Source organism: Streptomyces mesophilus, from assembly GCF_011044995.1.
GTDB lineage: Bacteria > Actinomycetota > Actinomycetes > Streptomycetales > Streptomycetaceae > Streptomyces > Streptomyces mesophilus.
In genome coordinates, this window is sequence record NZ_JAAKZW010000139.1 from 1 (window position 1) to 21,783 (window position 21,783).

A 21,783-nucleotide genomic window follows, 5' to 3' on the forward strand; every position below is an offset into this window, starting at 1 on the left:
GCGCGGGGGTGTCCGTGTCGTGGCGGGGGAGGGCGAGGAGGACTGCTACCGCGAGGGCCGTGCCTGCGAGTCGCAGGCCGAGGCGTATCGGATCGGTGGGGAGCGGTTCGCCGTACGCGAGGGAGCCGAGCACCGCCGTGTACAGGCTGGTCACGACCGTGCACACCGGCACGATCAGGGACGCGCGGGAGCGCTGCAGCGCCGCGGCCGACATGATCAGGCCGAACACGCCCGTACAGCAAAGGAGATAGGGATACGGGGAGATCAGCAGGTCGAGGAAGCGGTCCATGAAGCGCCGGCCGTCGTCGGCGAGCAGATGGCTGGACACGCCCTTGATGGCAAGGGAGCTCACGCCGTAGAGCAGCCCGACGGCCACTCCGTACCCGACGCCGCTGGTGGGCATCCGGTGCCGGCTGTTGCGGGCGCGGGCGTCGACCGCCGCGTACAGCCAGAGGCCGGCCGCGAGCGACGGGACGCAGACGACGATGACCGTCAGGACCGGTGCGTGCGTGCCGACCTTGTCCGCGCCCTCCTTGAGGGAGAGCACCACCATCAGGAGCGCGGCCAGGATCGCGGCGATGGCCCAGCGCTCCCGGCTGCTGGTCCGCTCGCCCAGCATGCGCGCCGACAGGATGACGAGCAGCACGAGGCCGGAGACGAAGATGCCCTGGGCCGCGGCGATCGGCAGCGTGCGGTAGACGAGCAGTTGCGCGCCGAAGCCGGCCGCGAGGGCCACCGCGCCACCCACCCACAGAGGGCTGCTCAGGACGTGTGCGAGCAGCCGGAAGGGCCGGCTGATGTTGAGCGAGGGCATCGAGGTGAGGGCGCGTTTCTCCAGGACGAAGCCCACGCTGTAGAGCGCGTTCGCCAGCAGTGCCGCCGCCACCCCCCACCACATGGCTAGCCTCCGCCTCCGGGTTTGCGCGCATGGACGAGCAGGATCGAGGACGCCGAGGGCAGCAGGCACGCGGCCCGGTCCAGGGCGCGCAGCGGACGCGGTACGCCGTGGAAGGGGGCGCCCGCCATCCGTACGACCTCGAAGCCGGAGGCGGTCAGGAACTCCCGTAGCGCACGGGCCGTGTAGAGGCGCAGATGCCCCACCACCTCCGAGCCCGGCCGGCCGTGGATGCCGCGCAGGCTGACCTCCGAGAAGACCGGTTGTACTCCGGCCAGGAGCAGGGCGCGGTTGTACCAGGCGGCCAGGTTCGGCGTGGAGAGCATCAGATGGCCGCCGGGGCGCAGCACGCGGCGCAGTTCGTCGAGGGCCGCGTCCGGGTCCACGAGATGCTCGATGACCTCGCTGAAGAGCACCGCGTCCGCGCAGCCGTCCGCCAACGGCAAGCCGCCGTCGGTGAGTTCGCCGCGTACGACATCGGACATGTGCGTACGGGCGCGGCGCAGGGCGTCCTGGGACCAGTCGACACCGATGACGCGATGGCCGGACAGCAGGGGAGCCGCGGTCAGCGCGGCCGAACCGTCACCGCAGCCGATGTCGAGCACGGTGGCCGGGGCGGCCACCGCCGGGCCCAGCGCGTCGGCGAGCATCCGCGCCTGGCGCAGGCTGCGGGCGTCGCCGGAGGCCACGGGCACCGAGGGGTTCTCGTAGAAGTCCCGCAGGCCCGGGCGCGGACGGCGCTGTGTGGTGGTCATGAGCGCCCCGGTTCCGTCGCGTGCAGGTAGTGCTCGAACAGATCGCGCAGGTGTGACCCGTCGCCCGCGCTGAGCAGTGACTTCGACCAGCGCAGCGCCAAGTGCAGCCGGCCCGCGGTCGACGCGGTCGTGACCGTGAGGCCGCGCGGGACGCGGGCCGGCGCCGAGAACCACACCGCGTGCGCCCGGCCCGCGTCGCCGAAGTCCAGCGGGTAGGGGACCCGGCCGATATTGCTGAGCAGGGTGGTCGAGGTCCACGGGCCGACCGCCTTGCGCAGCCCGCGCGTGACCGCCGCCCGCCAGGCCACCGGGACCACGGGGGCGGTCAACAGGGCCGCACCGCGGCCCAGTTGGGGACGCTCCACGGACTTCAGGGCCCGGGTCCGCTCGGAGGTCAGCCGCAGCAGCTCCTCCATTCTCGACGCGTCCAACTCCTCGGCGGCGAACGGCACTTCGACAAGGCGCGTACCGTTCCCGATCGGCATCTCCGCACCGCGCGGACGGTCGTCCACCGGCATCGTGATCCGCATCGGCCGCGGCGCCTTGCCGTGCTCACGGTTCCAGTGCGCGATCATCAGCGCGGTGGCGACCATCAGCTGGTCGTTGACCGTGTACGGGACGCCCTTCTCGCGCCGCGGCACCGCCAGTTCGGCGATCAGCATGCCGTTGCCGGGGGAGCGCTCCGGGGTGCCGGCCGCCACATGCGCGGGCGGCGCCCAGGAACTCGGCATGTCGACGGCCGGCGCTTCGGAGCCCTCGGTACGGACCGGAGGCGCCGCGGGCGCGTTGTCCCGCCCGCCGTACAGTTCCGCCGCCGTGGCGAGCACCCGCAGACAGGCCGGACCGTCGAGCGCCGTGTGGTTGATGGTCAGGAACAGCACGCTCCCTCCCGCCACTTCCGGGTTCTCCACCATCTCGAGCCGGATCGGCGGCGACGCGGACAGCGGCGGAGCCTGCGCCAGCGCCCGTACGCGCGCGTGCTTGAGCGCATCCGGGCCGGTCGGCGGGAAACTCACCACCGGCACATCGGGCTCGTCCGTCAGCTCCCACTCGTACCGCCGCCGGTACCAGCGCCCCGCCGCCTCCCGCATCAGAATCCGCGGATGGCGGCGCAGCGCCTCACCGAAAGCCTCTTGCAGCCGCTGCCGGTCGGGCTGTCCGGGCAGATGCACCTCGATGTGTACGGTCTCGGGCTCCTCCTCCTGCAGACAGTGCCGTGCCACCTCGTCGACCACCGGGAACGGCACCCGGCGCGGGGTGGCCGCCGGTCGCGAGGCGGGGTGCTGCACGGCGGTCATCGGTCCTCCGATCGGTCTCCACGGTCTCCGTCGCCGCCAGGTGCGTCCCGGGTCTCCCTCGGGTCGTCGGGACGGGCGTCGTACGGGGGCACCTCGTCGGTTGGCGGTGCGGTGTCGGCGGGCGGCGGAGCGTCGGCCGGGGGTGCGTCGGCCGGCGGCTCCTCACCCGTCGGCAGCGGCCGTACGACGAGATCCGGACCCGTGCCGTACGCGGGCGTGCCCTTCGCGGGCGGCTCGAAGACGGACGGTTCCGCGCCGGACGGGTCCTCGGCGGCCCGCTCCTGCGCGGACTTCTCCAGATCCAGCGGCCACGCCTGCTCCGTCTCCCCGGGTGTCCCCGGCTCCGCGGGCCCGGCGGACTCGGGTGACTCCGTCTGCTCGGACTCCGATGCCGAGGCACCGGCGGCACCCGCAGCTCCTGCGGCACCCGCGGCCGCGGCACCCGCTCCCGCGGCCCGCCTGCGACGGGGCAGCCGGAAGGTCGGCCGTTCCTCGTCCGGCTCCGGCTGTGCGGCTCCGCGTCCGCGAGCCGACAGGGTGGGACTCGCGGCGTACGGCGCCGGGGTGCCCAGGGGCAGCGTCGTACCCGAACCGCCCGACGTATAGCCCCCGTACGGCCCCGGATCCGGATATCCGCCGGAAGCGGGCGCCGCGCCCGACCCCATCCTGGTGGCCGCCTGCCTGCGCATCCCGTCCGTCCCCACGCTCACGAGTGCGGCGAACAGCGCGATCAGCGCGAGGAGTTGGGCCGCGGGCGAGAACGCACCCTCGTTCGCCACCGTCGCCTGTCCGGCCCCGGCGGCGGCCGCGATCCCGGCTCCCGCCATCGCCACGAACGCGATCGGCACGAGCAGCGCGTGCCGCCACCAGGCGAGCAGCGCGAGCGCCGGTACGAGCAGGGCGAACGGTCCCGCGATCACCACGCCCACCAGGGTGAGCACCACGGTGCCGAGGATCAGCCCGGCGTCCGGCGGCACCGGGGACGGTCCCTGCCGGTTGGTGTCACGGCGCCAGACGACCAGCGCGACCAGCAGGAGCAGGACGAGCACACCGGCCGCGATGAGCCCGATCTCGTAGGTCGCCGCGGGCTCGAACTCGAGGTCGATCGTGCCGCTCGCGCCGTCCGGCACCAGGAAGCCCTGCTGCCAGCCGTCGAGCCGTACCGGTGAGAGCTCCTTGCCGTCGAGGGTGGCCTTCCAGCCGTCGTTGAAGTTCTCGTACATCGTCAGATACGCGGCCGCACCCGAGTCGACCGTCAGGGAGCGCCGGTCGCCCTCCCAGTCGTTGACGGTCAACGAGCCCTGGTCCTTGGCGGGTTCGGGCGCCGTGCCCCGGGTGAGCTGGATATCGGTGATCGCCAGCGCGCCCTCGTCGCCCGCCTGGACCCGGTGGGTCCCGGAGCTCAGCTCGACGCCGTCCGCGCCGCCGCACAGGGTGACCTCGATGGGGCGGCGCTCCATCAGGTCCTGGACCGTGCCCTTGGCGCTGGTCTGCTGCGGGGAGCCGTCGATGGTGAGCTCGGGGCCGTCGCCGCAGGCGAGCTCGAAGCGCCGCTCCGCGTCGGGCTGCTTGGTCCGGTACTGCTCCAGGTCGGGCAGATAGACCTCGGTCAGACCGACCGGAAGCTGCAACTTCTCGTCGGCGAGCGGATTGTGGACGGTCAGCGGCGCCGTCTCCGTGATGGTGATGTCGAGACGGTCGGTGGTGATCGGGTCGAAGCGGGCGCTGCCGTTCTCGTCGATACCGACGACGGTCGACCCGTCCGGGGAGCTGATCTCCGCCTTCAGCGGCCGGGTGGACAGACCTCCGGCCGCCGCGAGGACGATGTGGTCGACCGCCTTCGCGTCCGGCCACTTCAGATGGATCACATTGGAGTCCCCGGCGATCCACGCCGTGGTGAGATCCCCGTCCGTGAGGTTGCGCGGGGACAGGCCCCGGCCCAGCTGGGCCGTCGAATCCGCGGTCGCGATGATCTGCTGCTCCTGCTCGGGCGCGACCTTGTAAAGCAGCTTGTCGTAGGCCTCGCCGGGCACCGACACCGCGCTCGCCTTGAGGCCGTACTCACCGGCCGTCTTCACGTCGAACTGCCGGTTCAGACCGGTCTCCGCCGACAGCGGGGCGAGACCGCCCGGGTCGGAGGAGCGGTGCAGCGAGTACGTGGTCGCCGAGGCCTGGGTGCCGGCGGCGTCCGCGGGCAGCGCGAGCATCCGGTTCACCTTGACCCCGGGCACGGTCACCTCGGAGAAGCCCGCACCGGACAGGCCGGGCCGTGCCTCCTCCACGTCCAGGATCGTGATCTTCAGCCAAGTCGCCGATCCGGAGGGCGCCTTGATCTTCTGCTCGGCGCCGTTCGCCTGCAGCGTGCTCTCCACGGGCTTGCCGCCGCCGTCCGTCTCGACCCGCACCCGGGTGGGCGCGGCCCGTACGCCGTTCTGCGCGAGCGGTGTCACGGAGAGCTCGTCCGGTATGTACTGCCGGCCGTCGAACGCGACCCGCAGCCACTCACCCTCCGGCTCGCCGGCGCTGCCCTCGGTCCATGCGGTCGAGGGGTTGTCGTCGAAGGCGTTCACCGGGTCGTACTGCGGCAGATAGAAGAACCAGTTGCCGCTGGACGAGGCCGTGACCTCCTTCGCTCCCTGCAGCACGGCCGTCGTCTGGTGCTCGATGCCCTCGCTGGGCAGGACCTGGCGGGGCTTGCGGCCCGGCTCCTGCATGCTCTCGCTGTGGTTGCGCTCGTCCTTCGTATACGTATAGGAGGTGTTGTTGTTGACCAGGCCGAAGCGGGTGTCGGCCCGGCGCAACCCGTCGCCGACCGCCTGGAGCCCGGGCGATCCGACGCCCGGGTGGTTGTCGCCGGCCAGGACGGTCGGGCGGTTGCGCATCGCCGGATCGGCGGACAGCGGGAGCAGTGCCTCGGGACCGCCGCTGAGCACCGCGGTGTTGGCGGCCGGCTTGAGCCCGGCCTGCCCGGGACGCTCGGTGGCGTCCGACGGCGCGTAGATCTCCACGGCGCGCGAGCGCGGATACAGACCCTCGACCTGGATCGGGGTGTCGTCGGAGATCCGGCCGCCGGTCGTCTGCGGCCCGAGCCCGGTCACGCGCGCGTAGCCGGACTCCTCGAGCGTGCGCTTGACCGTCGAGGTCGGTACGTAGCCCACCTGGTCGGGGTCGAGGTCGTTGCGGACGACGACGTAGTACAGCCCGGCGCGGCTCAAGTAGTCCTGCAGACCCGGCACTTCACCGCCGGTCATCAGCGCCTGCTCGACCGCGTCCATCGCGCGCCGGTTGCCGGGCTGTCCGAACGGCACGTAGTCCCGCTGGGCGAAGCGCGATTCGGCGAGCACGTCGAGGGGCTGGTCGATGGGGGAGCCCCAGCTGTAGATGCCGTGCGCGGTGGCGGGCACGACGAGGGCACGCGAGTCGGGCGAGTACTTCTTCAGCCAGTCGGCCGTCGCCTGCCAGTACGTGGGCAGCTTCTGGAACGAACCGGGCTGCAGGATATTGCCGTTGAGATACGGAAGCAGCAGCCCGGGGATCACCAGGACCGCCGCGATCATGGGCGCGAGGCGCCGCCCCCGCACGGGACGTGCGCCGCGCGAGACGGCGGCGACCCCGACGAGATGCATCAGACCGAAGGCGAGCGCGAGCGCGAGACCCGTCTGGAACTTGTAGATGTTGCGGAACGGCACCAGCCAGCCGTCCAGCCAGCCCTGGAAGGTCTCGGCGAACGGAGCGCCGAACGCACCCCCGTAACCCGCCATGGTGACCAGGACGACCGAGATCACGGTCAGCACCAGCCAGCGCCGCTCCGGCAGATCGCGCCGGGCCAGGCCCGCGAGACCGAGGGCGGCGGCGAGCGTCGAGCAGACGATGAGGAGCACACCGTTGGCCACGTCCCAGCCGGCGGGCAGCCAGGGTTCGCCGAAGTTCAGATACGCCACCCAGTTGCCGGCGCCGCGCAGGACCTCCGTGCCGGACATGGTGGCCGTGGTGGCCTCGGAGGTCTCCACGTACAGCAGGAAGTTCTCGCCGTGGATGCCGAGAAGCAGCAGCGGGACGATCCACCAGGCGGTGGCGAGGATGACGCCGGGCACCCACCACAGGATCATCGCCCGCTTGCGGGGGCTGTTCGGGCGGGACAGGAGGTAGAGGCCGACGGGCAGCAAAGAGGCAAGCACCGAGGCCGCGTTGACCCCGCCCATGAACGGGATGATCGCGGCCGAGCGCAGCGCCGCGAGCCGTGCGCTCACCCGGTCGTTCGCGAGCGGAAGCAGCACCCATGGCAGCACGGCGCCGGGCAGGGCCGCCGCCGAGGTCGAGCCGACGACGATCGTGTACGTGGGCCACAGGGCGTAGACCATCGCGCCCAGGAGGCGTGAGTGACGGTTGCCGATGTCGAGGCGTTCGGCCAGGCGCAGCGCCCCCCAGAACGCGGTCGCGACGATCAGCGACATCCACAGCCGCTCGGTCAGCCAGACCGGCAGTTGGAGGAGGTCGGCGATCCCGTAGAAGGGGAGCTGGGGGAAGGCGTAGCCGATGTACTGGTCGGAAATCCCGCCGAACCCGTTGCGGTCGTGCCACAGCTGACCGAGGTCGCTGAAGAACTTCCACGGATCGACGTTGACACCGAGTTTGGTGTCGAAGGTCATGCGTCCTGGCGCGGCCGCCAGGAAGAGGACGAACACCACGGCCCAGAACCCGAGCAGCCAGCGCCGCGAGCGCGGCCCTTCGGGCGGCCCCTGGGTCGGCGGCGCGTCGGGCGCCGGCGCCTGGGGCGGGAGCTGCGGGGACTGGACCGTGCTGGTCATGGACACCGCCGGAGAATGAGAAGGAGATTCCAGGTGGCGAACTCACGCAGTCCGGGCACTCTCGTCACGGCTCCCGCCAGGAACGGCCAGTAGCGGGAGCGGGCCGAGACGATCTCGACGTCGTCCCGGGCCCGTACCTGGCGGAGTGTCGTGCCGATGTGGATCGCGTAGAGGTTCTCGCCGAGTGTGTGCTTGGCGGGCCTCGCGGCCCGCCGCTCGTAGCGTCTGCGGGCGCGCTCGGCGCCCAGGTAGTGCCAGGGCGCCCACTCGTGGCCGCCCCAGGGGGAGTACCAGTTCGTGAACGACACATAGATGAGTCCGCCGGGCCGGGTCACCCGCACCATCTCGCTGAGGAAGGTGCCCGGATCGTCCACGTGCTCGAGGACGTTGGACGAGAAGGCCACATCGGCGACCCCGTCCGCGAGGGGAAGAAGATAGCCGTCGGCGAGCACGGTGCCCTTGGGGGGCTGCTTGCCGATTTCGCCGGCGTCGGGTTCGAAGAGATAGCTGTGCGCGCCGCGCCGGCGGAACTCCTCGGTGAAGTAGCCGCCCCCGCCGCCGATGTCGAGGACCGTACGGCCTTTGAGCGGGCCGTATGCCTCCACCTGGTCGGCGGCGTCGCGGGCGAGCAGTGTGTAGCAGTGCTCCGGGTCCTGCTGTTCGCGCAGGAACGCACGGAACAGGGCCAAGGACCTCCGTACGGAAGGATCTTTGGTCCTTCGCGCGGAAGAGCCCTTGGCCGCCGCCCCCGTAGCTGAACTCACCGCACCCGCCCCCGCCTCAGTGCGACCGCCTCCGCGGCCACGGCCTGGAACTGGCGCACGGTGTGCGACCAGCGGTAGCGCGCCGCTCTGTTCGCGGCCGCCTTGCCCATGGCCTTACGGCGCTCCGCGGACAGCGCGAGCGTGCACCAGGCCGCCGCGAACGAGGACTCACCGCGGGCGAGGATGCCGGTCACGCCGTCCTCCACGGAGTCCCTGAGCCCGGGAACATCGAATCCGATCGCGGGAGTTCCGCGGGTCGCGGCCTCCGTGACGACCAGACCCCAGCCCTCCACGGCGGAGGGGTGGAGCAGCAGCCAGGAGGCGCAGAGCAGCCGGTGCTTCTCGGCCTCCGATATCCGTCCGGTGAACTGAACGTCGGGACCGGCCATCTGCTCGAGCCGCTCCCGCTCGGGACCGTCACCGACGATCACGAGACGGCCGCCGGTGACCGGGCGGACCCGCTCCCACAGCCGCAGGAGCAGATCGATCCGCTTGTACTCGACGAGCCGGCCCATCGCCAGGAACAGGGGCTCCTCCGAGCGGGGTTCCTGCGGGCCCGGCTCGTCCACGCCGTTGTGCACGACGCGGATGCGTTCACGCGGTACGCCGATCTCGCGCAACGCCGTTGCCGTCGAAGGGGAGACGGCGACCAGGAGATTGCCGCGCTGGGCGCCGGACAGCGCCCAGTGCTCGAGTCTTCGGCCGAGCCGGGCCGCGGGGCCCGGATAGCGCATCCCCCACAGGTCGGTGTGGACATGGTTGACGAGGCACAGCGTTGGTCCGCGGTGCCACAGGGGCGCCAGATACGGCATGCCGTTGCAGACCTCGACGAGCAGGTCGCAGTCGCCGACCTGGCGGGCGAAGGCCGAGCGGGCGCGCAGATGGTGGGCGAGGTCGCCGCCCGCGGAGACCACCCGGTAGTCGCGGTAGGCCGCGGGTCCGCCGCACAGCAGCGTCACCTGGTGGCCGGCGTGGGTCAGACCCTCGGCCAGCTGGTCGACGAGCAGTTCGCTGCCGCCGGCGGCCGGGTTGCCCAGGTCGCGGCGGGCCAGGAAGACGATGCGGCGCGGGTAGGGCGGTACCGCGCTGTCGAGTGCAGGGTGCAGGGCCTCCTGAGGGGAAGGGTCGCGCAGCGAGGGGGGTACGTGCTGGGGCATTCGAGCTCCAACTCGTCTCGGGGTGCGGAACGTCTGTGGGGGGATCGTTCGGGGGCCGATAGGAGGTGGCTGGGGCCGTTCCTTACGGTCGTGCCGTGCTGTGGGGGAGCACGTCAACTCATGTGGTGCGAGTGGGGATTTCCGACTGTGGACCGGCTGTGCACTTTCGGTAGCGCTCTCAAGTGGAGAGACAGTTTTCGCCCCCGTGTTCGCTCCGGCTACTCACGGAGGTGACAATTTCGGGCCCACTTGGGGCTGACGGCTCATCACTTCGTGAGGAAGTCCTCGGTGGCACCCGGGTGTCGGCGCAAGTGGTCTAAACCGGGGCAGAAACCGGTGCGGGCGCCGGCGATCCCGATTCCGGTTCGTTCGGCGGCCCGGCGTTCGGCCGCTCCCGCCCGCGGATGACGAGCGCCGCGCCGACCGCCACCAGCACGAGCCCGAGTGCCCCCGCTCCGACGGGCAATGTCCCCCCGACCAGCTTCAATCGCGCGCTGTCGTCCTCGGCCAGCGCGACCTGCGCCTTCTGGGTCTTCTCGGTGAACGCGATCTTCTCGCTCTCGAGCAGCACCACCGCGTCCTCGTCCGAACCCGGCGCCCGCAGCGTCTTCTTGGGCCCGATCTGCGCGTAGATGATCCGGCCCGTGCGCTGATCGGCGACCAGCTCGACCCCGTGGTTGGCGTACCACTCCTCGGCCATCACCTGGCCGGCCTTCGAGCCCACGAGCACGCCCGGCACCTGGCGCGTCCCGGTCTTGACCGGCTCCACCTTCGCCTTGAACAGCAGGCCCTCGTATCCCTGGACCTTCCGCTTGCCCTCGTACGTGAGCGGCACGGTCGCGCCGAGGGTGTTGTCCCACCAGCGGTAGGAGCGTTTCTCCACGTCGAAGGGGAACTTCAGATACGCCTCGCCCTCGAAGTAGGGCTCCTCCTGGCAGCAGTGCACGGGCCGGTTGGTGCCGCGGTCCGTGACCCAGCGTTCCTGGGTCCACTGCAGCGAGTCGTGCGGCGAGGAGGCCGGCAGCGTCGTCTTCTTCTGATCGTCCGGGACCGCATCGGTCCTGGTCCAGTCGACCGAGGTGACCACGTCCCAGACGGCCACCTCGTCGCTGCTGTCGGCGACGTCGCCGCGCACCTGGCGGGTGACCGTGAGGTCCTGGTTCTTCAGGGTCTCGACCTCGCCGGTGTCGAAATACGCGCCCTTGCCGGTGAAGACGGTCGTCGTGTCGATATCGGTCGGAGTGCGCTTGGCGCGCGGTTCCACGTACCACGCGAGCAGGGGGGCGAGGACGAGCAGAAACACGCCCAGCCCCAGGATGAACAGCGACAACGGGGAAGCGGTACGGCGCATCCGGGCACTCCAAGGAGGGTCGGGTCGAGTGCGGCACCCCGGTCGAGGGTGCCGTTCGGTGGTGCGCGAGACGTGCACGAGCTGTACAAAAACAGCATGTGCTGTATGGGCCGGGAACCGTAGGCGCACTCTTGACGCACTGTCAATGGACCCCCAACACTGGGCACTTGCCGGATGGGGCCGGCAGTGGACCAGTTGGGCGCTCTCTTCGACTCGACGTGAACCTCGACGTGAACTCGACTTGGACGAGAGGCGGACCCCGTCATGCACAGACTGCTCGCCGGCGCACTCACCGCGGCCGTCGCCGCGGCACTCGCCGTCGCCGCGGCCTTCGGCATCGTGGCGCTCCTGAACGCCACGCCCGACCAGCCCAACACCCCGCTGATCAGTTACGAGACGCCGCAGGACCGCTGATGGCCGTGACGGGCCACTCGGCGTGGCGCGACGTGCCGCGACTGCAGGTGAAGCTGTTCGCCGAACGCGCCCTCGACGAGGTGCCGCGGCTCGCCGACGACATCCTGCGCGAGATCCGCCGCGAGTACCCCCAACTCCAGCTCGTCCTGGACGAGTCGGGCGAGCCGATGGCCCTGATCGGCATCCGCCGCGCCCTCGACGGCTTCGTACGGGAGCTCGCCACCCGCGAGGACCGGCCGCGCTATCAGCTGGAGATCTTCCAGGAGTTCGGCCGCGGCGAAGGGCTGCACGGCCGCACCCTCGACTCCCTGCAGGCGGTCTACCGCCTGGGCGTGCGGCTCGCCTGGCGCCGGCTCACCGAGATCGGACAGGAGGTGGCGATCCCGCCCCCTGCCATGTACGAGCTCGCCGAGGCGGGCTTCGAGTATCTGGACGGCCTTGTGGACTTGTCGGTACGTGGTTACGCCGAGGCAGCAGCCCGCCAGGCCGGTGAACGCCTGCGCCTGCAGCGCAAGTTGATGGAGCTGCTGCTCGCCGAACACCGCAGCGACCCCTCCGACCCGCTCGCCGAACGGGCCGCCCGGGTCGGCTGGGACCTGCCCGAACAGGTCGCGGTCGGGGTCCTTCGCCGCCCGGCCCGCGAGGCCATGGCGCCCCCGGTCGGCCAGGGCGTCCTGCTCGACATGGAGAGCGAACAGCCGCGCATGGTCGTGCCCGACCCGGACGCGGCCGGCCGCGCCGAGCATCTGCGCCGTGCGCTGAGCGGCTGGTCCGGCGCCATCGGCCCGCCCGTGCCGCTCGCGGACGCGGCCAAGTCCCTGCGCTGGGCGGAGGCCGCGGTCGGCCTCATGGAACGCGGGCTGCTCCCCGCCGGCGAAGTCCTCTTCTGTACGGAGCACACCGAGGCGCTCGTCCTGCTCCAGCCCGAGGAGCTCCTCGACGACCTCGCCCGCCGCTGCCTCGCGCCGCTCGCGCACTGCGGCCCCTCCCACGGCCGCCGCCTCGCGGAGACCCTGCTCGCCTGGCTGGAGACCCGCGGCGGCGCCCCCGAGGTGGCCGCCCGCCTCGGCGTCCACCCGCAGACCGTGCGCTACCGCCTGCGCCAGATCAGGGAGTTGTGGGGCGACGAGGTCGACGACCCGGACCGCCGCTTCGAGCTGGAACTGGTGCTGCGGGCACAGCGGTTGAGGGGGGTGCTCGGGGGCGGATGAGGTCGGCGGCGGGTGAGGCCGGGGCTCAAGCCACCCGCACCACGATCTTCCCGGTGTGCGCGGAGGACTCCATCAGCCGGTGCGCCTCCTGGATCCGGTCGAGCCCGTCGAAGGTCTCCGCGATCACCGGCGCCAGAGCGCCCGACGCGAGACCCGAGGCCAGATAGGCGTGGGCGCGATCACGGAAGGCCGGATCGTCGATGAGGACTCCGTTGTTGTACGTGTGCACGGTGAGCGGCCAGTTGAAGGAGAGGTGGATGGGGCCCGGGTTCAGCCACCCGTAGAGCACCACCGTGCCGCCGGGCCGCAGCGCGTCGCCCACCGTCGTGAAGCCGGGGCCGCCGATCGCGTCGAAGGCCAGGTCGGCGCCCTTGCCGCCGGTGATCCGGTGGACCTCCTTCACGAGGTCCTCCGTGTCCGTCACGATCACATGGGCCGCGCCCAGCTCCAGGAGCCGCTCCCGCTTGCCCTCGCCCCGCGTGGTGACGACCGGGATCGCGCCCGCGCGCCGTACCACCTGAATCGCCGCCGTCCCCACGCCACTTGAGGCGCCGGTGATCAGCACGTGGTCACCGGGGGCCATGCGCGCGGTCTCGTGCAGGGCCCCATAGGCGGTGGTGTACGTCAGCCAGGCCGCCGCGGCGGTGCGCGCGTCCACGCCCTCGGGGCGCCGTACCCAGAACTCGGCCGGGTGGACGACCCGTTCGGCATGCACCCCGTGCGTGCCGAAGTCGAAACCGGCGGTGGCGAGCACCTGATCCCCGGGCGCGTGCGCCGTGACCCCCTCGCCCACGGCCTCGACCACCCCGGCCGCCTCGTAGCCGAGCCGAGACCCCGGCAGCGTCGCCCGGTAGTAGTAGCCGCCCGAACGGAACAGCGCCTCGGCCCTGTTGAGCCCGATCGCCTCGACACGGACCTGGATCTCGCCCACGCCGGGGGAGGGCAGCGGCACCTCCTCCACCTTCAGGACCTCGGGACCGCCGAGCGAGTCGAAGACGACGGCCCGGGTCACACCGGCCGTCCTGCCCTTGTGCTGTGTGTCAGTTGTCATGCGGACGACGCTACGGAGCAGGGAGAAGACGATCCATGTCCCTCTGGCTCCTGGTTATGTCCTATCGTCTTGCCCGTGGATGTATTGAGCGATGCCATCGCCGCGATGCGGATCGGCCGGCCGCACTCCTCCCGCAGCGTCGAGCGAGGACCCTGGGGCATCCGGTTCCCCTCCTCCGACGGAGCGGGCTTCCATGTCGTCCTCCAGGGCTCCGCCTGGCTGCTCCCGCCCGCGGGCTCCGGCGCGGCCGTCGCGCTCGGCCCCGGCGACATCGTGTTCATGGCCCACGGCAACGGGCACGGACTCGCCGGCCACCCCGAAACCCCCCTGGAAGACGCGCAGTTCAACCCCGACGGCAGCTGGATCGCGCCACCGCGCCCGGACGGTCCTGTTCGGCCCGGCGACACCCTGATGATGTGCGGCGCCTACCAACTCGACCGACGGCGCGCGCACCCTCTTCTCTCCGCCCTGCCGCCGTACATCCACCTGCCCGCCCGCGTCGGCACGCACGACCGGCTGCGCTCGGCCGTCGACCTCCTCGGCGCCGAACTGGCCGACCCCCAGCCCGGATCCGACGCCATCGTCCCCGCGCTCCTCGACTCGCTGCTGCTCTACCTGCTGCGCACCTGGTGGCTGACCGACCAGCCCGACTGCCCCGCGGGCTGGGCCGGTGCGCTGAGCGACCCGGCGGTGGTGGCCGCCCTGCGCGCCCTGCACGACGACCCCGCGCGGCCCTGGACGGTGGAGGAGCTCGGCGCACGCGCCGGACTGTCCCGGGCCGCCTTCGCGCGCCGCTTCACCACGCTCGTCGGCCAGCCGCCGCTCACGTATCTGACCTGGTGGCGCATGACACTCGCGGGCCGCGCCCTGCGCACGGGCGACGCGCCGCTGCGCGTCCTGGCCCAACAGGCGGGCTACACCTCGGAGTTCGCCTTCGCCAAGGCCTTCAAGCGGGAGTACGGGGTCGCCCCCGGCCACTACCGCAAGCAGGGCGCACCCCTGACCCGTACGGCCTGAGGGTTCCGCATCGCCTCATCCGTCACCAAGCGCGACAGGACTCACTGTTTGCCACAGAACTTTCACAGCGCCTGCATCTGCCGTTACCGCAGGTGGGCCTAGCCTCCCCACACCATGGACTACTGCCACCCCTGTCGCCGCCACCTCAACGGCGCCCTGGCCTGCCCCGGCTGCGGAACCCCCGTCGACGCCGTGCGCCGGTACGCCGAAGAGGTCGCTGCCACCGAGGCGGCGCCGGAGTCGGACCAGCCCGACGAGCAGCCGTCGGGCACCCGCTCCCACCGCGGCGGACGCGCCCCGCGCTCCCGCGCGTCCCAGCGCGCGCACCGCCGCAAGCGGCACAAGGTGCTCCTGGTGACGGCCGGTCTGGCGCTCGCGGCGGGCGGTCTGAGCCTCGCGAAACTGGGCACGGAGCACCCCACGGAGAACGTGGCGGCCCCGTCCTCGTCCCCGGACCCTTCCGCACCGGACCCGTCCACGTCCTCGTCCTTCGCGGAGACCGGCACCGCGAGCGACGGACCCACGCCGTCCGCCCAGCCCACCCGCCGCCAGGCCGAACCGAGCGCATCGGAATCCTCGTCCGCCCCCGCGCAGAGCCCGGACGGCAGTGCCTCGACACTCGACCCGGCGCCGTCCGACGAAGATCCGCCCGCCACGAGCGCACCCCGCCCGACCCGCACCACGAAGCCGAAGCCCAAGCCGACCCCCTCGAAGGACTGCGAACGCTTCTTGTTCTGGTGCACGTGAGCCTTCAGCTCTGACGCACGTGAGCCTTCGGCGGCCTGAGGTCACCAGTCGACGTGCGCGGTGATCCACTGCGCCAGCGCCTTCTCGTCCCCGGCGGGCGGCAGTTCGGGCCCGCAGCCCAGCGGGGTGAGCGACAGCTGGAGATGCGTGAGATAGCCGTACGGCCCGTTGTCCGCGTGCGGACCCACGACCAGGGCATGGGTGGCGGTGCGCCAGATCCGGTGGGTCATCGCGGGTCCTGTGACCACGGTGGCGTCGCTGACCACGGTGCGTTCGGGCCCTGCGCCCAACTGCTCGGTCACGGCTTGCGCGGCCTGCGCGAGGACGGCTTCGCAGTCCGCGACGGTGGCGGGGCGCAGGCCTGCCCAGCCGGTCTTGGCCTCCCAGGCGTCCATCATCTCGAGCAGCCCGGGGTCGTGGCCCTCGTCCTCGTCGTCCGGATCGACGGGGTAGACCTCGCCGAACGCCAGGAAGTGCAGGCCGTCCGGATCGCCGAAGGGAGCGTAGGGGCTTTCGCAGCAGTGCACATGCCCGTGCCCGGTCCACAGGTACCCGTCGAAAGGGGCACCTTCCGAAGTCCAGCCGCGTCGCGCCAGCTCGGCATCGGTCGCGTCCTCGTCCTCGCGCAGCTCCGTCGCGGCCGGCAGGGCGAGCAACTCGGCGACGGCCTCGGGCGTCAACGGGCGGTGGGCCAGGGCGTGTACGGGAAGATCGGGGGCGGGTATCGACATGCGGGCCACTCTAGAAGGGGGCACCGACAGTCGTGCGTACGCGATCTCAGCCCAGCATCCGCGCCAGCAGATCCCGCAGCACCACCCGCTCCTCGTGCGAGAGCTCGGCCAGCGGTTCGCGGGCGAAGGCCAGGCCGTCGCGCAGCTCGCGGGCCGTGCGCCGGCCCTCGTCCGTGACCGCGGCGAGCTTCACGCGCCGGTCCTGGGGGTCCGGACGCCGCTCCACCAGGCCCCGGGCCTCCAGGCGGTCGATGATGCCCGTGACATTGGACGGCTCGCACTTCAGCCGGACCGCGATCTTGCGCATCGGCAGCGGTTCGAGCGTGAGCAGGGCGAGGACCCGGGCCTGGGCGCCGGTCAGCGAGTGAGTGCCCGCCGCCCGCTCGTACTCCTCGTGGTAGCGGGCCACCACGGTGCCGATCAGTTCGACGACCTCGATGGTGAGCGGGTCGACGCGGGGTACTGGGGTGGTGGCCATGCTCACCAGGGTACCCATTTACTTGACATAGTGAAATATCAAGACGCATGGTTGTTTCACCACCTGAAACAAATCGCGATCTGAAACCAAGCACCACCCGAATCCGAATCACCGGCTGACGCACCCCCGCCGTCCGCACCGTCAGAAGGGCCGCCCCATGTCTTCCCTCCCCGCCACCTCCCGCGCCTGGCACCTCGTCGCCCGCCCGCACGGCTGGCCCAAGACCGAGGACTTCGCCCTGCGCGAGACCCCGCTCGACGCCCCCGCCGAGGGCCGGATCCTGGTGAAGAACCTGCACTTCTCCGTGGACCCGTACATGCGCGGCCGCATGAACGACGTGAAGTCCTACACCCCGCCCTTCCAGCTGGACCAGCCGATGGACGGCGGCGCGGTGGGCGTGGTCGTCGCCTCGAACGCGGAGGGCTTCGCCGAGGGCGACCACGTACTGCACGGCCTCGGCTGGCGTGACTACGCGGACGTGCCCGCGAAGCACGCCAAGAAGGTCGACCCGGACGTGGCGCCGCTCTCCACGTACCTCGGCGTGCTCGGCATGACCGGTCTGACCGCCTACTCCGGCCTCCTCGAGGTCGCCTCCTTCAAGGAGGGCGACGCGGTCTTCGTCTCCGGCGCGGCCGGCGCCGTCGGCAGCCAGGTCGGCCAGATCGCCCGCCTCAAGGGCGCCTCGCGCGTGATCGGCTCCGCGGGCTCGGACGACAAGGTGAAGCTGCTCGTCGAGGAGTACGGCTTCGACGCGGCCTTCAACTACAAGAACGGCTCCGTGGCCGAGCAGCTCAAGGCCGCCGCCCCCGACGGCATCGACGTCTACTTCGACAACGTCGGCGGCGACCACCTGGAGGCCGCCATCAGCCGTCTCAACGTGCACGGCCGGATCACGGTCTGCGGCATGATCGCCCAGTACAACGCCACCGAGCCGCCGGCCGCCCCGCGCAACCTCGCGATGCTGATCGGCAAGCGCCTGCGCATGCAGGGCATGCTCGTCATGGACCACCAGGACATGGCGCCGCAGTTCATCCAGGAGACGGCCGGCTGGGTCGCCTCCGGAGAGCTCAAGTACCGCGAGACCTTCGTCGAGGGCATCGAGAACGGTGTGGACGCGTTCCTGGGCGTCCTGCGCGGTGACAACACCGGAAAGATGATCGTCAACCCGGTCAAGTAATCTCTGCCCCAGAGAGCCTGTCAGGGTCGTGGGCGCGAGCCCGGCGGGCACACAACAGGAGGAAACGCTCTTTCATGGCTATCCAGCAGTCGGACGTCAAGTACACCGCCGTCGCCACCGCCGAGAACGGCCGTGACGGCCGCGTCGCCGCGGAGTCCGGCAACCTCGACGTCGTGGTCAACCCGCCCAAGGAGATGGGTGGCTCCGGCGCCGGCACCAACCCCGAGGAGCTCTTCGCCGCCGGTTACGCGGCCTGCTTCCAGGGTGCGCTCGGCGTCGTCGCCCGCAACGAGAAGGCCGACATCACCGGCTCGCGCGTGACCGCCGAGGTCGGCATCGGCCAGAACGACGAGGGCTTCGGCATCATCGTCGCCATCAAGGCCACCATCCCCACGGTCGACATCGCCAAGGCCCAGGAGCTCCTGGACAAGGCCCACCAGGTCTGCCCGTACTCCAAGGCCACCCGCGGCAACATCGAGGTCACGGTCGAGGCCGTCTGATCCGCCGCAGCCTCTGTTCGACGACGGCCGCTCCCGTGATCCGGGAGCGGCCGTTGTCGTACGTCCGTGTTCTCATATACGCGCAAGAGCAAGCCACTTGGAGGGGGACCCCATGACCACACTGCGCGTAAAGGCTTTCGACCACCTGGTTCTGAACGTCACGGATGTCGAACGCTCGCTGGCCTTCTACACCGGCCCGCTCGGCCTCGAGCCGGTGCGCGTCGAGGAGTGGCGCGAGGGCAAGGTTCCCTTCCCGTCGGTCCGTATCGACTCTTCGACGATCATCGACCTCTTCGCGAAGCCGCGCGGCGAGTCCAATATCGACCACATCTGCCTGACCGTGGACCCGTTGGACTGGCAGCAGGTCATCGACTCGGGCACCTTCAAGGTCCTCGACGGCCCGGTCCCGCGCTTCGGCGCCCGCGGCTCGGCCCAGTCCATCTACATCGAGGACCCGGACGGCAACACGGTCGAACTGCGCTGGTACCCGCAGGACGTGAAGGACTGACGCCTGGCGCGGTCCTGCAGGAACTCGGAGCGAGGCGGCTTCAGCGATCCGTTGCGGCGCGCTCGCGGAGGTCGGCGAGCGTGGCTGTCGAGGGTTCGGCGTCCGAGGGGACACCACCGGCGACTCCGTCCGCGGGCAACTGCCGCAGTTCCGCGAGCGCCTGCGTCGGGGGCAGTCCGTCGGCCGCTGTCTGCCCGAGACGGTCCAGCCAGCTGAGGCCGGCCTTGTAGCCGGCTTCCTCCGCGGCCTCGCGCGGCTCGAAACTCGCGGCGCTCTCGGCGTCGGACGCCCACAGATAGCCGAGTACGCCCTGCTCATTGACCACGGGCAGGTAGCGCACCTCACCGTCCGCCGACCTGGCGTACGCCGTGGTGTCGAATGAGGGACCGTGCTGGAAGACCCGGTTGCGGTACGGGACTTCGAAGCTGTCCCAGACGTCGGATGCGCTGCCGTCCGGTGCGAAGTAGTTGTTGACGCCCTGCTCGGAGGGCTTGGCGAACCACGTCGGATCGTCCGGATCGGTCTCGGTGCCCAGGGCGTCGGCCAGGCCGCCGAGGACCGCGGTCAGACGGTGACCGTTCGCCGCGTGCACGTCGGGCTGTGCGCGGCCCTTCAGGTCGTACGGCAGCCAGATGTCGGTGAACGTCGTCAGATCGGTGGTGACGAAGTCGAGCAGCGCCGAGCTGCCCAGCCGGAACACACCCTGCTCGACCCGGGCATCCTGCGCCGTACGTACCTCACCCGCGAGGGTGACCGCCACGTGCACCGAGCCGATCTCGCCGGGCCGGAGCGCGGCCGTGACCGTCCGTGCGAGATCCTCCGCGGACGGCTGCCCGGCCAGCGGAACATCTCCGTCGAACAGCCGCGCATCCGAGCTGCCCGCCGCGTGGACGGAGACCTGCGCGACCGTCGTGCCGACGGCGAAACCGTGCGTGGCGAGCACCTCGTGAGCTGTGAGCAGAGCGTGCAACGCGGCGAGAATCGGGTCGCCGGACTCGTCCTCCCGGCCCCAGGTCCAACGGCCAACTGCCGTGCTGGCGATCACAGCGCTCCCTTCGGCATGAACGTCCCGCCGGGCGGGATCGTCAGAACCCCGTCTTCGACGCGGATGACGAACTGAACGTTAGTCTTTCCGTACACATCCGTCAGACGCTGGGCAGTCCGCTGATCTGCAAGGTCGGCGAGCGTACCCTTCGTGTCGACCACGAAGGTCTTGAAGTCCGCGCCGGATTCGTCGAGCTGCTTCAGGTTGCTGAAGATCTTGCCGACGACCTTCTTCGGATTCTGGACGTCCTTGAACTGATAGCCGTGGACCTTGCCGTCCGCATCCCTGGCCATGACGTCAAGGTCGGTGTCCTTGCCCGTGACGACGCCGGGTTTGATCTCCGATCCGCCCTTGACCTCGAACGAGATGCCCTCGACGCCATTCGCGTGCAGCCGGTTGCCCAGACGGAGCTGCTCGATGCCACCGGACATCTTGTCCGCGTGGCTGAGGCTGGAGACCACCTGGTCGTAGCCCTCGACTCCCTTGAAGCGACCCGACGCGATGGTGTCGGCGATCTCCGCGCCGTTCGGGTGCTGCCCCAGGTTGTCCAGGACACTGTCCAGGTCGCCGGGCTTGACCTTCGAGCCACGCAGCTGGTCGCGGACCTGCTGCTCCAGCGGTCCACCGCGCTCCACCGGCTGGTTCCGGTCGGCAGGGCGCTCCCAGTCGTGCGGGGAGTCGCCCGCACCGCTTCCCGGCGGACCGTTGGGCGGGTCGTTCGGCGGATTGCCGGGACCGTCGCCCGTGCTGCCAGGACCGTCGCCGTGCCCTCCTGCCGGCAGTTCGGAGCCGCCTGCGCCGGGGGCCTCGGTATGGCCGCCTGCGCCGGGCGTGTGATCGCCCCCGCCGGGCCCCTCCGTGTGCCCACTGCCGCCGGGCGGCTCGTGGCTCGCGGACGGGCCGCGGCCGAGGTCGTCCGCGCCGCCGCGTCCCAGGTCGCCGAGGTTCGCGCCGACGAGGGCGGGCTCGCGAACCGGCGTTTCGATACGGGGCAGTTCGGCCGGCCTGGCGTTCGGGTCGAGCGGCTTGGGGGCGTCGTCGGCGTGCTGGATGACGGTGCCCTGGCCGTCGAGGATGTTGCCCTTGGGGTCCATGTACTGGGCAGGGACGCCTGCCTCGGTGGGCAGCTTCACCGTGCCCTGGGGGACGGTGACCGCACCCTCGGGCAGTTTGAACGTGGTGTCGGAGACCCGGACCGCGCCGTCGGGGATGGTCGCGCCCGGCGGGATCCCGAAGTTGCCGTCGGGCAACTTGACTGCTCCGTCGGGCAGTTCGAAGGCGTTCGCGGGCAGGGGTGGGATGTCGATGTTTCCGACGCCCTTCAGCCCGGCCATTACATCGCCGAGTTTGGTCAGCCCTGCGCCGGCGCCCTTGGTGATGTAGGTCATCGGGTCGATGGCCTTGCCCGCCTTCGACAACGCCGACAGCGTCTTGGCGACCGCGCCTGCCTTGCCGGCGCCGGCGACACCGGCTCCGGCGCCGCCGGTGAAGACGGTGGTGACGACGTTGAAGGTGACCGCACCGGCGGCGCGTGCGGGGTTCTTGCCCCACTCGTCCCACGCGACCAGCGCTTTGCCGGTCTCCTTGACCGCGGTGCGTGAATCCCGTAGCCAGGAGGGGAGTTTGTCGTCGGGCGCCATCATGTATGCCGCGCCGACGACCGGCACGGACATGATCAGCAGACCGGTCGCGAGTTGGGCGAGGCCCTTCCAGGCCTGCCCCATCGCATCGAGGCCCTGGAAGCCGACGAGGGTGCCGAGGCCTTTGATGGTGCCCCAGATCCCGTCGACGATCAGGCCGTCCCAGACGAACGATTTCACCCAGTGCCCGACCTCATACCAATGGTGCGACTCCTCTTCCGGAGTCCCCCACGGCA

19 protein-coding genes are annotated in these 21,783 nt (G+C 71.1%); 7 read left to right on the forward strand and 12 right to left on the reverse strand.

Going from position 1 to position 21,783, the window contains the following annotated elements; translation table 11 throughout:
* From G6045_RS26780 to G6045_RS26810, 7 genes are all read right to left on the reverse strand, one after another.
* Positions 1–898, reverse strand: an 898-nt coding sequence (locus G6045_RS26780; protein ID WP_206344216.1) for a hypothetical protein, incomplete at its 3' end; no start/stop codon positions are given.
* Between the two features lie 2 nt (positions 899–900).
* A complete protein-coding gene (locus G6045_RS26785) occupies positions 901–1,650 on the reverse strand; it encodes a class I SAM-dependent methyltransferase (protein WP_165334674.1) in 750 nt (249 codons plus the stop codon).
* Positions 1,647–2,948 (reverse strand): condensation protein, encoded by a 1,302-nt coding sequence (locus G6045_RS26790; RefSeq protein WP_165334675.1) that lies wholly within the window; start codon positions 2,946–2,948, stop codon positions 1,647–1,649. Before G6045_RS26790 ends, G6045_RS26785 begins: the two co-directional genes overlap by 4 nt.
* Complete coding sequence (locus G6045_RS26795; protein WP_165334676.1) at positions 2,945–7,756, reverse strand: DUF3367 domain-containing protein; 4,812 nt, start codon at positions 7,754–7,756, stop codon at positions 2,945–2,947. Before G6045_RS26795 ends, G6045_RS26790 begins: the two co-directional genes overlap by 4 nt.
* Complete coding sequence (locus tag G6045_RS26800) at positions 7,753–8,520, reverse strand: class I SAM-dependent methyltransferase (RefSeq protein WP_165334677.1); 768 nt, start codon at positions 8,518–8,520, stop codon at positions 7,753–7,755. Before G6045_RS26800 ends, G6045_RS26795 begins: the two co-directional genes overlap by 4 nt.
* Complete coding sequence (locus G6045_RS26805) at positions 8,517–9,677, reverse strand: glycosyltransferase family 4 protein (RefSeq protein WP_165334678.1); 1,161 nt, start codon at positions 9,675–9,677, stop codon at positions 8,517–8,519. The genes G6045_RS26800 and G6045_RS26805 overlap by 4 nt, the downstream gene beginning before the upstream one ends.
* A 316-nt stretch (positions 9,678–9,993) precedes the next feature.
* Positions 9,994–11,028, reverse strand: coding sequence for a DUF3068 domain-containing protein (locus G6045_RS26810; RefSeq protein ID WP_165334679.1), 1,035 nt, complete (start codon positions 11,026–11,028; stop codon positions 9,994–9,996).
* 264 nt (positions 11,029–11,292) lie between these two features.
* Between G6045_RS26810 and G6045_RS26815 the strand changes: the two genes are divergently transcribed.
* The gene (locus G6045_RS26815; protein ID WP_165334680.1) at positions 11,293–11,442 is read left to right on the forward strand and encodes a hypothetical protein; all 150 of its coding nucleotides are present in this window, start codon (positions 11,293–11,295) and stop codon (positions 11,440–11,442) included.
* Complete coding sequence (locus G6045_RS26820; RefSeq protein WP_165334681.1) at positions 11,442–12,653, forward strand: PucR family transcriptional regulator; 1,212 nt, start codon at positions 11,442–11,444, stop codon at positions 12,651–12,653. Before G6045_RS26815 ends, G6045_RS26820 begins: the two co-directional genes overlap by 1 nt.
* 25 nt (positions 12,654–12,678) lie before the next feature.
* Here G6045_RS26820 and G6045_RS26825 read toward each other — a convergent pair whose 3' ends face one another.
* Positions 12,679–13,704, reverse strand: a complete 1,026-nt coding sequence (locus tag G6045_RS26825) for a zinc-dependent alcohol dehydrogenase family protein (protein WP_165334682.1) — start codon at positions 13,702–13,704, stop codon at positions 12,679–12,681.
* Between the two features lie 75 nt (positions 13,705–13,779).
* Between G6045_RS26825 and G6045_RS26830 the strand changes: the two genes are divergently transcribed.
* Positions 13,780–14,721, forward strand: a complete 942-nt coding sequence (locus tag G6045_RS26830) for an AraC family transcriptional regulator (protein WP_165334683.1) — start codon at positions 13,780–13,782, stop codon at positions 14,719–14,721.
* A gap of 114 nt (positions 14,722–14,835) precedes the next feature.
* Complete coding sequence (locus tag G6045_RS26835; protein ID WP_165334684.1) at positions 14,836–15,468, forward strand: SCO2400 family protein; 633 nt, start codon at positions 14,836–14,838, stop codon at positions 15,466–15,468.
* Between the two features lie 41 nt (positions 15,469–15,509).
* Here G6045_RS26835 and G6045_RS41630 read toward each other — a convergent pair whose 3' ends face one another.
* Both G6045_RS41630 and G6045_RS26845 read right to left on the reverse strand, forming a co-directional pair.
* Complete coding sequence (locus tag G6045_RS41630; protein ID WP_235968331.1) at positions 15,510–16,199, reverse strand: hypothetical protein; 690 nt, start codon at positions 16,197–16,199, stop codon at positions 15,510–15,512.
* A 46-nt stretch (positions 16,200–16,245) separates the two neighbouring features.
* Positions 16,246–16,677 carry a MarR family winged helix-turn-helix transcriptional regulator gene (locus tag G6045_RS26845; RefSeq protein WP_165334685.1) on the reverse strand — a complete coding sequence of 144 codons (432 nt, stop codon included), beginning with the start codon at positions 16,675–16,677 and terminating at the stop codon, positions 16,246–16,248.
* Positions 16,678–16,834: 157 nt separating this feature from the next.
* On the opposite strand from G6045_RS26845, the gene G6045_RS26850 reads away from it, so the two are divergent.
* The 3 genes from G6045_RS26850 to G6045_RS26860 all read left to right on the forward strand — a co-directional run bounded on the left by G6045_RS26850 (position 16,835) and on the right by G6045_RS26860 (position 18,862).
* Entirely contained in the window at positions 16,835–17,854 is a 1,020-nt protein-coding gene (locus tag G6045_RS26850) for an NADP-dependent oxidoreductase (RefSeq protein ID WP_165334686.1), read from the forward strand.
* 74 nt (positions 17,855–17,928) lie between these two features.
* On the forward strand, positions 17,929–18,354 hold the full coding sequence (locus G6045_RS26855; protein ID WP_165334687.1) for an organic hydroperoxide resistance protein: 426 nt from the start codon (positions 17,929–17,931) through the stop codon (positions 18,352–18,354).
* Between the two features lie 112 nt (positions 18,355–18,466).
* Entirely contained in the window at positions 18,467–18,862 is a 396-nt protein-coding gene (locus G6045_RS26860; RefSeq protein WP_165334688.1) for a VOC family protein, read from the forward strand.
* A 40-nt stretch (positions 18,863–18,902) separates the two neighbouring features.
* Here G6045_RS26860 and G6045_RS26865 read toward each other — a convergent pair whose 3' ends face one another.
* Together G6045_RS26865 and G6045_RS26870 are read right to left on the reverse strand one after the other, a co-directional pair.
* Positions 18,903–19,907, reverse strand: a complete 1,005-nt coding sequence (locus G6045_RS26865; RefSeq protein WP_165334689.1) for a hypothetical protein — start codon at positions 19,905–19,907, stop codon at positions 18,903–18,905.
* A partial coding sequence (locus G6045_RS26870; protein WP_165334690.1) for a hypothetical protein occupies positions 19,904–21,783 on the reverse strand: 1,880 nt, incomplete at its 5' end. The genes G6045_RS26870 and G6045_RS26865, both read right to left, overlap by 4 nt.